The sequence below is a fragment of the Mesorhizobium sp. M7A.F.Ca.CA.003.01.2.1 genome (assembly GCF_003998945.1).
Lineage (GTDB): Bacteria > Pseudomonadota > Alphaproteobacteria > Rhizobiales > Rhizobiaceae > Mesorhizobium > Mesorhizobium ciceri.
Map to the genome: position 1 here is coordinate 1 of NZ_RZRA01001623.1, position 526 is coordinate 526.

General features: G+C 63.9%; 1 pseudogene. It reads right to left on the bottom strand.

The annotated features are described in order from the left end of the window. Positions 1-516, bottom strand: a pseudogene (locus EN969_RS34595) (amino acid permease); the annotation flags it as partial. Positions 517-526: the final 10 nt, after the last annotated feature.

Below are 526 nucleotides of genomic sequence, written 5' to 3' on the forward strand. Positions count from 1 at the left end.
GCTCTTCAGCGCGCTGGCCAGCAGCAGGCCGACGATCGCGGCGATCAGCACCAGCCCCGGCAGGAACACGCCAAGGAAACCGCCGGCTCCCGACAGGCTGCCGAAATTGATGACGATCAAATAGATGATGATGACGAAGGCGATGAAGGTCAGCCCGGGCAGGATGGTGGTCTTCAGCGCATTCTCGTGGGCCGCCGGGTTGGCGCGGAAGAACATCACCACGGCAAGCGATGCCACCGCCATCATCGCGATGACACCGAGCGTCGCGACATTGGTCAGCCACGAAAACAGCGCCAGCACCGGATCGAGGCCGAGCACGGCGAACAGGCCGACAACGACCGCGGCGAGCACGCTCTGGATGACGGAAGCGACATGTGGGCTCTGGTGCACCGGATGCGTCACGCCGATCGTCTGCGGCAACAGCTTCTCGCGGCCCGAGACGTAGATGTAGCGCGCAACCGCATTGTGGAACGCCAGCACGCCGGCAAACAGGCTCGACACGAACAGGATGCTCATCGCCTGCGAA